This is a genomic window from Neorhizobium galegae (assembly GCF_021391675.1).
Lineage (GTDB): Bacteria > Pseudomonadota > Alphaproteobacteria > Rhizobiales > Rhizobiaceae > Neorhizobium > Neorhizobium galegae_B.
In genome coordinates, this window is sequence record NZ_CP090095.1 from 1,076,682 (window position 1) to 1,090,387 (window position 13,706).

14 protein-coding genes are annotated in these 13,706 nt (G+C 63.2%); 5 read left to right on the forward strand and 9 right to left on the reverse strand.

From position 1 onward, the window contains the following. Nucleotides 1-90 precede the first annotated feature (90 nt). On the reverse strand, nucleotides 91-948 hold the full coding sequence (locus LZK81_RS05205) for a protein-disulfide reductase DsbD domain-containing protein (protein ID WP_233955403.1): 858 nt from the start codon (nucleotides 946-948) through the stop codon (nucleotides 91-93). Between the two features lie 162 nt (nucleotides 949-1,110). Between LZK81_RS05205 and LZK81_RS05210 the strand changes: the two genes are divergently transcribed. The 3 genes from LZK81_RS05210 (at nucleotide 1,111) to LZK81_RS05220 (ending at nucleotide 3,161) form a co-directional block, all read left to right on the forward strand. After that, nucleotides 1,111-1,716: a YqgE/AlgH family protein gene (locus LZK81_RS05210; RefSeq protein ID WP_046627305.1), complete on the forward strand. Its 606-nt coding sequence runs from the start codon at nucleotides 1,111-1,113 to the stop codon at nucleotides 1,714-1,716. A gap of 93 nt (nucleotides 1,717-1,809) precedes the next feature. Beyond that, on the forward strand, nucleotides 1,810-2,001 hold the full coding sequence (locus LZK81_RS05215) for a CsbD family protein (RefSeq protein WP_046607099.1): 192 nt from the start codon (nucleotides 1,810-1,812) through the stop codon (nucleotides 1,999-2,001). A 92-nt stretch (nucleotides 2,002-2,093) separates the two neighbouring features. Continuing rightward, nucleotides 2,094-3,161, forward strand: a complete 1,068-nt coding sequence (locus LZK81_RS05220; protein WP_233955404.1) for a zinc-binding metallopeptidase family protein — start codon at nucleotides 2,094-2,096, stop codon at nucleotides 3,159-3,161. A 246-nt stretch (nucleotides 3,162-3,407) separates the two neighbouring features. Here LZK81_RS05220 and LZK81_RS05225 read toward each other — a convergent pair whose 3' ends face one another. The 4 genes from LZK81_RS05225 to LZK81_RS05240 form a co-directional block, all read right to left on the reverse strand. After that, a complete protein-coding gene (locus LZK81_RS05225) occupies nucleotides 3,408-4,562 on the reverse strand; it encodes an acyl-CoA dehydrogenase family protein (RefSeq protein WP_233955405.1) in 1,155 nt (384 codons plus the stop codon). Nucleotides 4,563-4,765: 203 nt separating this feature from the next. Then, nucleotides 4,766-5,209 (reverse strand): DUF1801 domain-containing protein, encoded by a 444-nt coding sequence (locus LZK81_RS05230; RefSeq protein ID WP_233955406.1) that lies wholly within the window; start codon nucleotides 5,207-5,209, stop codon nucleotides 4,766-4,768. A gap of 21 nt (nucleotides 5,210-5,230) precedes the next feature. Beyond that, a complete protein-coding gene (locus LZK81_RS05235) occupies nucleotides 5,231-5,698 on the reverse strand; it encodes a DUF1801 domain-containing protein (protein WP_233955407.1) in 468 nt (155 codons plus the stop codon). 5 nt (nucleotides 5,699-5,703) lie between these two features. Next, entirely contained in the window at nucleotides 5,704-5,946 is a 243-nt protein-coding gene (locus LZK81_RS05240; protein ID WP_418936470.1) for a hypothetical protein, read from the reverse strand. Between the two features lie 65 nt (nucleotides 5,947-6,011). On the opposite strand from LZK81_RS05240, the gene LZK81_RS05245 reads away from it, so the two are divergent. Then, nucleotides 6,012-6,716, forward strand: a complete 705-nt coding sequence (locus tag LZK81_RS05245) for a winged helix-turn-helix transcriptional regulator (RefSeq protein WP_046607104.1) — start codon at nucleotides 6,012-6,014, stop codon at nucleotides 6,714-6,716. 6 nt (nucleotides 6,717-6,722) lie between these two features. Here the strand turns inward: LZK81_RS05245 and LZK81_RS05250 are convergent, their stop codons facing one another. From LZK81_RS05250 to thrC, 4 genes are all read right to left on the reverse strand, one after another. Continuing rightward, nucleotides 6,723-9,560, reverse strand: a complete 2,838-nt coding sequence (locus LZK81_RS05250; protein ID WP_233956475.1) for an EAL domain-containing protein — start codon at nucleotides 9,558-9,560, stop codon at nucleotides 6,723-6,725. Nucleotides 9,561-9,631: 71 nt separating this feature from the next. After that, a complete protein-coding gene (locus tag LZK81_RS05255; protein WP_046607106.1) occupies nucleotides 9,632-10,243 on the reverse strand; it encodes a GNAT family N-acetyltransferase in 612 nt (203 codons plus the stop codon). 30 nt (nucleotides 10,244-10,273) lie between these two features. Beyond that, nucleotides 10,274-11,572 (reverse strand): M16 family metallopeptidase, encoded by a 1,299-nt coding sequence (locus LZK81_RS05260; RefSeq protein ID WP_233955408.1) that lies wholly within the window; start codon nucleotides 11,570-11,572, stop codon nucleotides 10,274-10,276. A gap of 33 nt (nucleotides 11,573-11,605) precedes the next feature. Next, nucleotides 11,606-13,009 (reverse strand): threonine synthase, encoded by a 1,404-nt coding sequence (gene thrC / locus LZK81_RS05265; RefSeq protein ID WP_233956476.1) that lies wholly within the window; start codon nucleotides 13,007-13,009, stop codon nucleotides 11,606-11,608. Nucleotides 13,010-13,135: 126 nt separating this feature from the next. Between thrC and LZK81_RS05270 the strand changes: the two genes are divergently transcribed. Then, entirely contained in the window at nucleotides 13,136-13,705 is a 570-nt protein-coding gene (locus tag LZK81_RS05270; RefSeq protein WP_233955409.1) for a PilZ domain-containing protein, read from the forward strand. Nucleotide 13,706: the final 1 nt, after the last annotated feature.

The following is a 13,706-nucleotide window of genomic DNA, read 5'->3' on the forward strand; positions in this document are numbered from 1 at the left end:
GCGCACTATAGAGCGCACTTGGCGCAAGACAAGGGAAAGGCCGCAATGCAACGGGCCGCCGGAGGCAGGTCCGATCAACAGGACGTGACGTCACTCGAAGGCGAGCGAGGTTTCCATGGCGCGGTTGCCGGCGATCACCAGAATGCCCCAGCGCTTGCCCTTGATGTCGTAATTCTTCGGTAATTTGCCGACCGGCATGTCGAGCGCGTAAGCGTCGCCGTCACGCCGGCCGTTGACGCCGTCGAAAAGCACGTGGCCCTGCGGACCGGTGACGATCACCTGAGGCGGTGCCGAGGCCTCGGGCGGCAGTTTCAGCTTCAGGGCCAGCTTGTCGCGCCCCTGCGTCATCGCGTAGTAGGTGACCGCGAAATCGTCCGAGGGCGGTTCCGGGAGTGTCGAGGCCGCCGCGTTGAGGATCATCGCCTCTTCGACGGGTGTGCCCTTGGTGGCTCCGAGCTGCAGCGAGAACTCCGCCTGGAACGGAATGCAGATATTGCGGCATAGGCCGACGAAGGCGGAAGCGCCGAGGTTCAGGGGCTTGCCGGGATCCTCCATCTTGAGCTCGAAGGGCAGGGTGACCGCATGGTCGTAGCCGATATCGCGCAGCTTGCCGTTGTCGATCCGCTTCGGCACGGGATAGCTCATGCTGTTCAGCGTCACGCCGCTTGCCTTCGAAAACACCATCTGCGGCGGAATGCCGGCATCGCCCGGCTCCTTCCAATAGGTGATCCAGCCGGCCTTCGGTTCGATCTGCAGCGCGCCGCGCACCGTGCCGTCGGGCTCGGGCGGCATCGCCACCACCCGCATCCGGCCGCCCTCGTTGCTCGCCCACGGCGTGGTTTCGGCGCAGCTCATCGAGGCAATGCCCAGGACCGCGCCTGCGGTGATGCAGGCGGCGAGCGCTGCGGGCGCGCGGGACGGAGTGCTTCTCGGCGAAATTCTCTTCATCGACCAAGCGTTTAACTGATTGGCCTTGCCCGAACCAGTCACGAGCCCGCGCAAACTGATCATTTTCGGTTGATTGATCGGGGCGACTGCCCCATCTTGATGGAATTGCAATTGACGCTCTCCTGCCCGTTTGGCCGGGCCGGAAGGCAGGCTGGAGGCATCATGTCTTTCTCGACCCTCGGGGACAAGAGTGAACGGGGCTTCCTGGACGGACAGTTCCTGATTGCCATGCCGGGCATGCAGGACAGCAATTTCACCCGTGCCGTCGTTTATATCTGTGCCCATTCGTCGGCTGGCGCGATGGGTTTCATCATCAACCGCGCGCAGCAGATTTCGTTCACGGACGTTCTCCTCCACCTGAAGATCATGGATCAGGCCGATGCGATCATGCTGCCGGTGCAGACCCGTGATCTGCCGATCCTTTCCGGCGGTCCGGTCGAGACCGGCCGCGGTTTCGTGCTGCATTCGGACGATTTCGTCAGCGAGTCCTCCATTCCGGTCAGTGACGACATCTCGCTGACCGCCACGCTCGATATCATCCGCGCCATCTGCGCCGGGCGGGGACCGGCACGTGCCACGATGCTGCTCGGTTACGCCGGCTGGGGTGCCGGCCAGCTGGAGCTCGAGATCGCCAACAACGGCTGGCTGAACTGCCCTGCCAGCGACGCGCTGATCTTCGACCGCGCACTGGAAGGCAAATACGAACGCGCCCTCGCACTCCTCGGCGTCAGCCCGGAAATGCTCTCCAGCGAAGCGGGCCACGCCTGATCGTTCAATTTTAAAAGATTTCCGGAACGAAGCCTCCAGCCCGGAGTTCTTTTCCCAGCAGGACGATGGGCGTCCTTACCGAGGAGAAGCACGATGGGCAGCACCAGTGACAAGATGGCCGGCAAGGCCAACGAAATGGCCGGCAAGGTCAAGCAGGCAGCCGGCGACATGACCGACAATCCGAAGCTCAAGGCAAAGGGTGCGGGCCAGGAAGCCAAGGGCCATGCGCAGCAGGCCAAGGGCAAGGTCAAGGATGCGGTGAAGGGTGTTGTCGACCGCATGTAACGATTACTCTACAAGCTTAGAATGCGAACCTGTTCCGGCTCCGGCCGGAGCAGGTTTTCTGTATCCGCCCCTTTGAAACTGACGGACGTTCCATGCGCCTCTACGACTGCGATCATTGCGGCCAGACCATCCATTTCGACAATCGCGCCTGCGTCAACTGCGGCCATCGGCTGGCATTCGTCCCGGAGCATTTGGCCATGCATGCGCTCGCGCAGGATGAAGGGGAGGGAACATGGCATCTCGTCGCCCGGCCGGACTATAAGGTACGCCACTGCGCCAATGCCGCGATGGACATCTGCAACTGGACGGTCAGCGCAGACGACCCGCATCCCTTCTGCCCTGCCTGCCGGCATAACCGACTGGTTCCGGACGCCTCGACCGAGGTCGGCCTCAGCCAGTGGCGGCGGATCAGCCAGGCGCAGCGGCATCTCTTCTACTCGCTGATGCGCTGGAACCTGCCGCACACCAATCGCGACGAGGATCCGCAGGGCGGCCTCGTTTTCGATTTCCTGATCGACGAAATTCAGCCGGACGGCACCATCGTGCCGGCCATGACCGGCCACGAGGACGGCCTGATCGCAATCCGCGCCGCCGAGGCCGACGACGCGACCCGCGAGCAGGTGCGTGTCTCGATGAATGAGCCCTACCGCACCATGCTCGGGCATTTTCGCCATGAAACAGGCCACTATATCTGGGACAAGCTGGTGCGCGACGGCGGCAGGCTGGACGAATTCCGCGCCATCTTCGGCGACGAGACGATCGATTACGGCGCGGCGCTGCAGAGAAATTACGTGCAGGGCCCGCCGCCCGGCTGGCAGGATTTCTACATCAGCACCTATGCCAGCACCCATCCTTGGGAAGATTTCGCCGAGTGCTTCGCCCACTATCTGCATATCGTCGACACGCTGGAGACCGCCCGCGCCTATGGCATGGTGATCGAACCGCGCGGCCATGCGGAAATGGCGGCTGAAGTGGCTTTCAACCCTTATGCGGCGCGTGATGCGGAACAGCTCATCTCGGCCTGGGTGCCGTTCAGCATGGCGCTCAACAGCATCCACCGCTCGATGGGCCAGCCGGATCTCTATCCCTTCGTCCTCTCGCAGGCCGTCATGGTCAAGCTGGAATATATTCACCGGCTTATCCAGGCGCAGAGGGGATAAACTCCCCGCCCCAAAAAGAAAACCCGCCTTTCGGTGGATCGAAAGGCGGGAAGTAGTTTATGGGGCGCATTCAGAGACCCCTGGGAATTAGGGGGCAAGATCACGATTTCGTCAACTCCAAAACATGCATTTTCATATTTTAATGGGCGCTACTCTGCGTTGAAGTTGCTCCAATGGGGCTGTATTCCTGAGCGGGAATACAGCCTATGCTGGTTTTTGGACATCGCCACCTCAAGCTTTTGTCTCTCAAAAGGTCCTGAGCGTATCGAGACCCAGGGCGATGCGGCCGGAAAATTCCTGCTGCGGTCCTGTTCTCATGGGGTGATAACGGGCGCCCTGAATGTCGCGGAACCGGCGTTCGAGGCCCTTGTCCCGGTAGAAAGCTGCGCCGCCCGCTGTCTCCATGGCGAGTTCCGTCGCGGCGATCGCGTGACGGGCGACCAGCGAGCGGCCGATCATGATCTCGTTGGTCGTGGCCGGCGAAGGTTCGCCGCGTTCGGCCACGGCAATCATGGCGGCAAGGGCATATTGCGCGGCCCTGAGTTCGGTCTCCATCCGTCCGGCAAGCTCGATCACATGGGCGTCCGGCTCCTTCCGCTTCGCCATCTCGAGCGCAATATCGCGGGCGCTTTCGGCAACGCCGAGATAGGCGGAATAGATCAGCGGGAAGGCGATCATCGAGATGATGTGGAACAGCATGTGCCATTCGCCCTGGTTGCGCTTCAGCGCGACCGCCTCTTCCGGCACCACATGGCCCTCGATCATCACGTCGTTCGAGCCCGTGCCGCGCATTCCCATCACCTTCCAGGTGTCGAGAACTTTGATATGCGGCGACTTCATCGGCAGGCCGAAATGCAGGACCTTCGGTCCATCCGGTTCGTCGAGCACCGCGCCGGTCATCAGGATGTCGCCGATCGGCGAACCGGAGGTGAAGATCTTGCGTCCGGTGATCCGGTAACCGCCATCGACCTTCTCGGCCTTGCCCGATCCTTCGATCCAGTCCGATCCGCCGCTCGAAAGCAGGATGATCCGCTCTGCCGCCACGCGTTTGAGAAGCGGCATCACCGGTGCCGCCTTCTGATGTGTCCAGCGCCAGGCGGGGATCGCCACCTGATGCGTGTGCATCGAAAAGGCGAGCGCCGTCGATCCGCAATGATGCGCGAGCTCCCGGATCATGTCGCAGAGTTCGCGAACCTCAGCGCCGCCGCCGCCGAGATCGGCGGGAACGCCAGCCTCGATCAGGCCGGAATGGCGCAGGTCGCGATAATTGTCGGCGACGAAGGCATCGCCGTCATCGGCCTCGGCGGCGCGTGCGGCAAAGGCCGGCCCGAGCAATCTGGCAATGCCGATCGCATTCGAACGGACTGTGTGGGCGGGTTTGAATTCGGTTGCTGCGGTCATGTTTTTCTCCTCCCATTTGTCGAGAATGGGCGGAGTGTTGGCCGCTCGGCGAGCGGCCGCAAGTACAGGAAATGGACTAGCCCCTGCCGGACGTGGATCGCCGACACCGCGGCGCCGAGGATGATCGGGGCCGTGCCAGTCACTCGGGGCCCTTGATCATGCATCGGAAAGCGGATCGATCCGCGCCGTTTCGAGGCGCTTTTTCAGGCGCTCTTCGGCTTCTTTCGGGAGCGGGCGGGGCGGGCGGCATTCAGCGCCACGGCGCCGCGAACAAGTGCCTTCAGCGCCTCCTCATCGATCTTGTCGCCCTCGTGAAGATCGATGGCACGCCTGGTATTTCCGTCGAGGCTGGAGTTGAAGAGGCCGGAAGGATCTTCCAGCGAAGCCCCTTTGGCAAAGGTCAGTTTCACGGCTGCCTTATAGGTCTCGCCGGTGCAGATGATCCCGTCGCGCTCCCAGACCGGGACCCCTCGCCACTTCCATTCCTCGACCACGTCGGGCGCTGCCTGCTTGATCAGGAACCGCACCCGGGCGAGCGTCTCGCCCCGCCAGTCGCCCAGTTCGCGGATCCTCGCATCGATCAACTGCGCCGGAGAGGGGTCTTCGTCCGCCGAAATGCTTTTCATGGTTGCCGTCGCTTTCTTCATGCTGTCGCCGTTCGCCCGTCGCTACATCCGTTCGCCGGGCAATTGGCTGGCCTGTTTCACCCAATCTGCGAGCTGTGTTTCGTCGAGTTCCTCTCCCTCATGGATATGGAAGTAGCGCGTCTGCGGCGTTTTGGACGTGCCGGGAGGGACTGGATTGAGCGAGGTGCCGCGGAAGAAGGCCAGCTTGATGTAGTTCGTGAAGCAATGGACGCTGAGGAACCAGCCATCGCCCTCGATGCCGTAGAGCGGCGAGTTCCATTTGACCGCCTTGTAGACGTTGGGGACGGTGCTGGTGACGAGTGCGTCGAGCCGGCGCCCGACATCGCTTTTCCAGCCCGGCATGGCCGCGATATAGGCCTGCACGGGTGCGTCGCCATAACCCTTGGCGATCTGCGGGTTGCCGCCCGAAAGGAGAGCCGGCTCCGCAGCGACGCGGCTGGCGGGTGTCGGCTTGGCAGCCCCGGATTTCCCGGACGTCTTTTCAGCCATTCTGTTCACTCCTGTCCGCCGGTCCGTTGCCCGCGGCGCCAGGACGTGGCGTATGGCAGCGCGAACAGATAAAGACCGCTGAACAATAGCAGGAACAGCGGGAGTAGTGGAGAGTAGACCACCCACAAGGGCGGTTCCCCAAGGCTCATGGCGACGAAATTGGCAATGGCGATCACCTCGGTGGTTATGCATCGCGCGGTGTCGTTATGCTCGGGCCGGGGGGCTACGGCATGCAACCCGTAGCCCATAAAGCGGACTTGGTCGGTTTCCGGAACGGGATTACTCTGCCTCGGGGCATACCGAGGAGGTGGCGATGTTGGAAGTGACCGCGAGCTACGGCCAGTTCTGCCCGGTGGCGATGGCGGCTGAGATATTCTGCACCCGCTGGACGCCGCTCGTGCTCCGCGAACTTCTGTGCGGCAGCTGCCGTTTCAACGACCTCCGGCGCGGCGTGCCACGCATGTCGCCGACCCTGCTTTCGAAACGGCTGAAGGAGCTGGTCCAGGCCGGCATCGTCGAAAACCGCAAGGCCGCCGATGGGGTGATGGAATATCACCTGACGCCGGCCGGCGAAGATTTGCGCGAGGTGGTGATGACCCTCGGCTTCTGGGGCCAGCATTGGGTCGAGACCCAGCATTCGCTTCAGAAACTCGATCCGTCGCTGCTGATGTGGGACATGCGCCGCCACCTCGATCCGACCCCGATGCCTCCGCGGCGTTGCACGGTCCTCTTTCTCTTTCCCGATCGGCCGGCGGCCCAGCAGCGCTACTGGCTGGTCGTCGACGGCCGCGATGTCGATGTCTGCTCGACCGATCCCGGCTTCGAGATCGACCTCTACGTGACCAGTGCGCTCCGGACGATGACCGCCATCTGGATGGGCATTGCGACGGTGCGGGCCGAAATGGCGCAGGGAAGGCTGGAGCTGGACGGCGATCCGGAAATGGCGAGCTCGATGCAGCAATGGCTGGGCCTCAGCCCCTTCGCTCGCGAGCGTCCGAGAGCGGGCAAGGCCGCTTGAGGAAGTCTACGCCCGCTTGGTCAACGGGAAGCGCTCTTTCAGAAGACGGAGCACGGCGTCTGCCGGGGCAGGCGGGCCGAACAGATAGCTCTGGCCAAAATGGCAGCCCATCTTTGCAAGCTCCGCCGCATCCTCGTCGGTCTCGACGCCCTCCGCCACCACGGTCATTTCCAGCGCACGGGCCATGGCGATCACGGAACGCAGCAGGACTGCCCGTTTTTCCGTTGCGTTGCGGACCAGCGCCTTGTCGAGCTTGATCGTGTCGAACGGGAACTGCGTAAGGTAGGCGAGCGACGAATAGCCGGTGCCGAAGTCGTCGAGCGCCAGGCTGAGGCCGGTTTGCTTGAGTTTGCCGAGCACCAGCCGCGCTTGTTCCGGGTTCTCCATCATCAGCGATTCGGTGAGTTCGAGCTTCAGCTGGCCCGGATTGACCTGGGTCTTCTGCAATAGCGCGCGCACATCGTTGTAGAGATCGGCGTTGAGAAGCTGTGCGCTCGACAGGTTGACCGACACGAACACCGGCAGGTTGCCGGTCTGGCCCTGCCAGACCATCAGGTCCGAGGCGGCCCGGTCGATGGCGAACAGGCCGAGCGGGCCGATCAGGTCCGACATTTCGGCGATCGGGATGAACTCCGAGGGCGGGATGCTGCCGCGCTTGGGATGATCCCAGCGCATCAGCGCCTCGAAACCGGCAATCTCGCCGTCCTTTAGGCTGATGATCGGCTGATAGGCAAGAAACAGTTCCTTGCGTTCGATCGCGCGGCGAAGATCGGTCTCGATCTGCAGTTTGTCGGCGCCGGCGGCCCGGAAGGCGGGGCGGAAGGGCTCGACGCGGTTGCCACCGGAGCGTTTCGCCCGGTACATGGCAAGTTCCGCGTCGGCCAGCATGCCGGACGCACTTTCCTGCTGGTCGACCCACGAAGAGAGGCCGATCGAGGCAGTCAGGATGATCTCGCGGCTGGCGAAGTTGATCGGCACCATGATCGCCTTGGAGACCGCATCGGCGAAGTCCGCCACCTTGGCCGGGTCGCGCTCGGAGACGAGGATCAGTCCGAACTGGTCGCCGGCAAGCCGCGCCAGCGTGTCCTGCGGCTTCAGAAGCCGGCGCAGGCGGCGGGTCAGCGCGATCAGGATATTGTCGCCGGCCGCGATGCCGAGCGAGTCGTTGACCTGCTTGTAGCGGTCGATGTCGATCGCCATGACGGTCGGCCGCAGGGTATCGCCGCCGGGCGCCAGCGTCAGCACCGATTGCAGCCGGTCGAGGAAGACCTGGCGGTTCGGCAGGCCGGTCAGGTTGTCGTGCATTGCGTCCTGGAGCAGCCGTTCGACGGAATTCTTCTGCTCGGTCACATCGATGATCGTGCCGACGCAGCGGATGATTTCGCCGTTCGAGCCGAGCACCGGCCGGGCGCGGATCTGCAGCCAGTGGAAATGCCCGTCCTCGGCGCGGATGCGGAATTCGTGGTTCAGGCGGCCGCGGCGATGTTCGAGCAGAACGTCCAGCGTGGCGCGAAAACGGTCGCGGTCGTCGGGGTGGAGGCGTGGCACCCAGTTGCGCACCGGCCCGTGCATGGCGCCGATATCGAGCCCGAGGCGGGTCGAGATGTCGGGCGTGGTGACGACGCGGTCGCGGGCCACGTCCCAGTCCCAGACGGTGTCGCCGCTGCCGGTCAGCGCCAGCGATTGCCGTTCGAGGTCGGAGAACAGGCCTTGCTGGTAGGCGCCGCCGGCAAAGGCGTGCTGCATGACCGTGAAGCCGATCAGAAGCACGATCAGAACCAGACCGCCGCCAAGCGCCGGCTGGATGATGTCGTTGTCGAGCTTGCCGGTCACCGTCAGCCAGCCCGCGAACAGCCAGACCAGGATCAGCGCCCAGGTCGGCACCAGCAGGATCGCCCGATCGTAGCGGTTGAAGCCGAGATAGATGATCAACAGGATGCCGACGGTGCCGGTCAGTGCGAACGAAAGGCGGGCGATGCCCGACGCGACCGACGGATCGTAGATCGCCACGCCGCCGAGCAGCACCAGGCCGACCACCCAGGCAAGCGTCGCGTAACCGAGATGCACGTGCCAGCGGTTGAGGTTGAGATAGGTGAACAAGAAGATCACCAGCGACGAAGCGAGCGCCACTTCCGCCGCCGCGCGCCAGATGCGCTGGTCGCCCGATGTGACGGTGATCAGCTTGTCGAGGAAACCGAAGTCGACGCAGATATAGGCGAGCACCGCCCAGGCAAGCGCTGCCGCCGCCGGCAGCATCGAGGTGCCCTTGACGACGAAGAGAATGGTCAGGAACACCGCCAGAAGGCCTGCAATTCCAAGCACGATGCCGCGATAGAGCGTGAACGAGTTGACCGTGTCCTTGTAGGCGTCCGGCTGCCAGAGATAGATCTGCGGCAGCGACGGCGTCGCCAGTTCCGCGACGAAGGTGATCGTCGAACCGGGGTTCAGCGTGATGCGGAATACGTCGGCATCCGGGCTCGATATCCGGTCGAGTGCAAAACCTTCCGAGGGCGTGATCGAGATGATGCGTTGCGAGCCGAGGTCCGGCCAGAACATTTTCGAATTGGCGAGCCGGAAATGCGGTGCGACGATCACCCGTTCGAGCTGTTCTTCGGAGACGTTGGAAAGCGCAAAGACCGCCCAGTCGCCCTGGTGGCCGGGCGAGCTTGCGCGCACCTCGATGCGGCGGCGGATGCCGTCCGCGGCAGCGGCGGTCGAGACCTGGAAGGCCTCGCCCTGGTTGACGTAGATATCGGTGGTTCTCGTGAGGTCGAGCGCCGTGTCGTCTCGCGAAATCTTGACCGGCTCCGCGGCGCGCACACCCGGCGCAGCCGTCAGGACCATGGCGGCGGCGAGGAGGGCGATGATTGCCGGAAAAAAGCGGATCAATGACGCAAGACGCAAGGCTGAGGCGTTCATGGCTTCAGCATCTTCCCGAACTCACCGTCTTCCGGCAGACGGGAAAACATCAGGTGGTCGCGCCATTCGCCATTGATTTTGAGATACTTGCGCAAAAGACCTTCCTGCTCGAAACCAGCCTTTTCCAAAAGCCGGACACTTTTCCAGTTCTCCGGAATACAGGCTGCCTCGATCCGGTGCAACTGAAGTCCGCCGTAGATATACGGGATAGCCACCTTCAATGCGGCCAACATGTGGCCTTGGCCGGAATGTTTCTCGCCCATCCAGTAGCCGACCATGCAGCTCTGCGCCGCACCCCGCCGGATATAGCCGATGGTCAGGCCGCCGAGCAGCACCTGGTCGTCGCGGCGGAAGAGAAGCAGCGGCACGGCAAGGCCGGACGCATATTCCTGGCCGCTTCTGACGACGCGCAGGCGGAACGCCCCTTCGGTCAGCTCGTCCGGCCGCCAGATCGGCTCCCAGGGCTGCAGGAAAGGCCGGCTTTCCGAGCGTAGCCGCTGCCATTGTTTGTAGTCGGAATAACGGGGAAGCCGGAGCAGGTGGTTTTCGCCATAAAGCTCTGGTGTGTCCGGCTGTCGCGACAGGAACCGAAACACCGATTTGGTCATGCTAGTGCTGCTCCGGGCAGGGCGGCCGGTTTAACCGGCAGCCTTCTTCGTCTGGATCCCCGGCGTGGCAAGCGCCGTGGAGATGTCGGTCAATGGCGCGAGCTGTTCGATCGGACCGACCGCCGACAATGTGGGAACTGTATCGAAAAACAGCCGTCCGGCAAGATCGGTGAGCCGCTCAGTGGTGATGCCTTCCAGCCGTTCCATCATTTCCGGGTTGGGGATGGGGCGTCCGTAGAGCATCATCTGGCGGGCGATCTGGCCGGCGCGCGCCGCCGGGCTTTCCTGGCCCATCAGCAACTGGGCACGGATCTGGGCGCGGGCACGGTCGATTTCCTGTTGATGAATGGTTTCCGAAGACTTTCGCAGCTCGTCGATGATGACGGGCACCAGCGTCGGCAGCTCGTTGCCGCCGGTTGCCGCATGGATGCCGAAGATGCCGGTGTCGGAAAAACCCCAGTGGAAGGCATAGACCGAATAGCACAGGCCGCGACGTTCGCGCACTTCCTGGAACAGGCGCGACGACATGCCGCCGCCGAGGATGTTGGCGAGGATCTGCGAGCAGTAGAAGTCGCGCATGTGATAGGCCTTGCCCTCGAAGCCGAGCAGCACCTGCGCGTCCATGAGGTCGCGGGTTTCACGCACGTCGCCGCCGATGTAACGGGCCGCTTCCAGCACGGGCGGTACGCTCGGGGTCATGGGCAGACGGGCAAAACGCTCCTCGACCTGCTTGACGAACGTCGTGTGATCCACGGCGCCCGCAGCGACCACGAACATCCGGTCGGTCGTGTAATTGCGCGAAAGATAGTTGCGGATCTGTCCCGGCGTGAAACTCTTGACCGTATCCGGCGTGCCGAGGATCGGCCGGCCGAGCGTCTGGCCGCGATAGGCGACCTCGGAAAACTTGTCGAAAACCACATCGTCGGGCGTGTCGTTGGCAGCCCCGATCTCCTGGAGGATGACGTGCTTTTCGCGACGCAGTTCTTCCTCGTCGAATTCCGATTCCGTCAGGATGTCGGCAAGGATATCGACCGCGAGCGGTACGTTGTCCCTGAGCACCCGGGCGTAATAGGAGGTGGTTTCGGTGGATGTTGCGGCGTTCAGTTCGCCGCCGACATTCTCGATCTCTTCGGCGATGTCACGGGCGCTGCGGCGGGCGGTGCCCTTGAAGGCCATGTGCTCGAGGAGGTGGGCGATCCCATGTTCGTCCTCGGTCTCGTTACGCGATCCGGACTTGATCCAGACACCCAGCGCGACGCTCTCCAGATGCGGCATGGTTTCGGTGACGACCGTCAACCCGGAGGCGAGCCGGGTGATTTCTACATTCATGTTTACGTCTTTCCGGCGCCGCCGATACTTGTATTACTTAGCGCGGGCATGCTCGCCGATGAAAGTTTCGACGGCCTTAAGCTCAGGCTCCAAGATATCGAAGCGCTCCTCCCTTTGCATAAGATCAGCAAGCCATGATGGAAGCGCCGGATCAATTCCGCAAGCGGATTTTACCGAGGCCGGAAATTTGGCCGGGTGCGCGGTGGCGAGAGTGACCATCGGGCTTGCCGGTTTTGCGTTCTTGCCTGCGACGAAAACGCCGGTCGCCGTATGCGGATCGAGCAGGTAACCGGTTTCAGCAAGCGTCTCGCGGATCGTGGCGGCAACCTGCCGCTCCGTTGCCCGGCCGGCGCGGAACTCGCGGCGGATGGCCTTCAACGCGTCAGGCTTGATCTCGAAGCTGCCGGATTGTTTCAACCCGGCCATGGCGGCGCGAACCGAGCCGGCGTCGCGGCCATAGGCTTCGAACAGCAGCCGCTCGAAATTGGACGAGATCTGGATGTCCATCGACGGCGAGGTGGTCGCCTTGACGTCGCGCATCTCGTAGCGTCCGGTCTTCAGCGTCCGGGCGAGGATGTCGTTGTCGTTGGTGGCGATCACCAGCCGGTCGATCGGCAGGCCCATCTTCTTGGCCACATAACCCGCGAAGATATCGCCGAAATTGCCGGTCGGGACGGTGAAGGAGATTTTCCGGTCCGGCCCGCCGAGCGAAACGGCGGCCGTGAAATAATAGACCACCTGCGCCATGATGCGCGCCCAGTTGATCGAGTTGACGCCCGAGAGCCTCACCCGGTCGCGGAAGGCGACGTCGTTGAACATCTCCTTGACGATGTTCTGGCAGTCGTCGAAATTGCCTTTCAGCGCCAGCGCATGCACGTTGGCGGCACTGGAGGTCGTCATCTGCCGCTGCTGCACGGACGAGACCTTGCCATGCGGGAAGAGGATGAAAATGTCGGTGCGCTCGCGACCCGCGAATGCGTCGATCGCTGCCCCACCGGTATCGCCCGACGTCGCGCCGACGATCGTCGCCCGCTCGCCGCGCTCGGCCAGCACATAGTCCATCAACCGGGCGAGCAGCTGCATCGCCACGTCCTTGAAGGCGAGCGTCGTGCCGTGGAAGAGCTCGAGCACGAAATCGTTCGGCCCCGTCTGCACCAGCGGCACGACGGCCGGATGCCGGAACGTGGCATAGGCCTCGTCGATCATTCCCTTCAGCTTGTCGGCGGGAATTTCGTCGCCGACGAAGTGTTTGAGGATCTCGAAGGCGACCTCTTGATAGGTCTTGCCGCGCAGGGCGCGGATCTCCTTCTTGGAGAGCGAAGGCCATTGACGTGGCACGTAAAGGCCGCCGTCGCGGGCAAGGCCCGCCATCAGCGCATCCCGGAATCCGAGCGGAGCGGCTTCGCCCCGGGTAGAAATATAGTCCACGACCATCAACCCCAATCGATTTTTATTCGCGCCGCTGATATAGACCAGGAAAATGGGCGGTGAAAGACCGGAAAGTGACGCTCCGGTTCGCCAGGTAAATGGCCCAGATATTGGGATGGAAGAGGGTTGAGTACGGTGTTTGCAAAGATTTCGCGTGGTCTTCTGGCGGTGTCGCTCGTGGCGGTTCTCGCAAGCTGCAATTCCTCGGCGCCGACAGAGGGGCTGACCCCGACCGCAACCGCCGCCCCCGCCGCTGAGGCAGCAACTCCCGTCGTGCAGGCATTCTGCCCGCCAGTCGTCATGCTGGAACAGACCGCCATTCACCGCGCCTATGCGCGCGGCGGCGAGAACAAGCCGGAAAAACTGCTCTACCAGGCCTCGCTCGCCGACGCGACGCGCCAGTGCACCGCCAATGAGACGACGCTGACCATCAACGTCGTCGCGCAAGGACGTCTCGTCCAGGGCCCGGTCGGCGTTCCCGGCCAGATCACCCTGCCGATCCTCGTCGAAGTGGTCGACGGCGACAGCGTCATCTATTCGCAGAAGGTGGCTTTCCCGATCGAGATGCCGGCCGGCGGCACCCAGTTCATCTTCAACAAGGCGGATGTGCAGATCCCGAACGCGCAAGGCGGCGCCTCGCGCTTCACCCGCGTCCGCCTCGGCTTCGACACCGGCCCGGCAAAGAAGCCGGCCCGCCGGAGCTGAT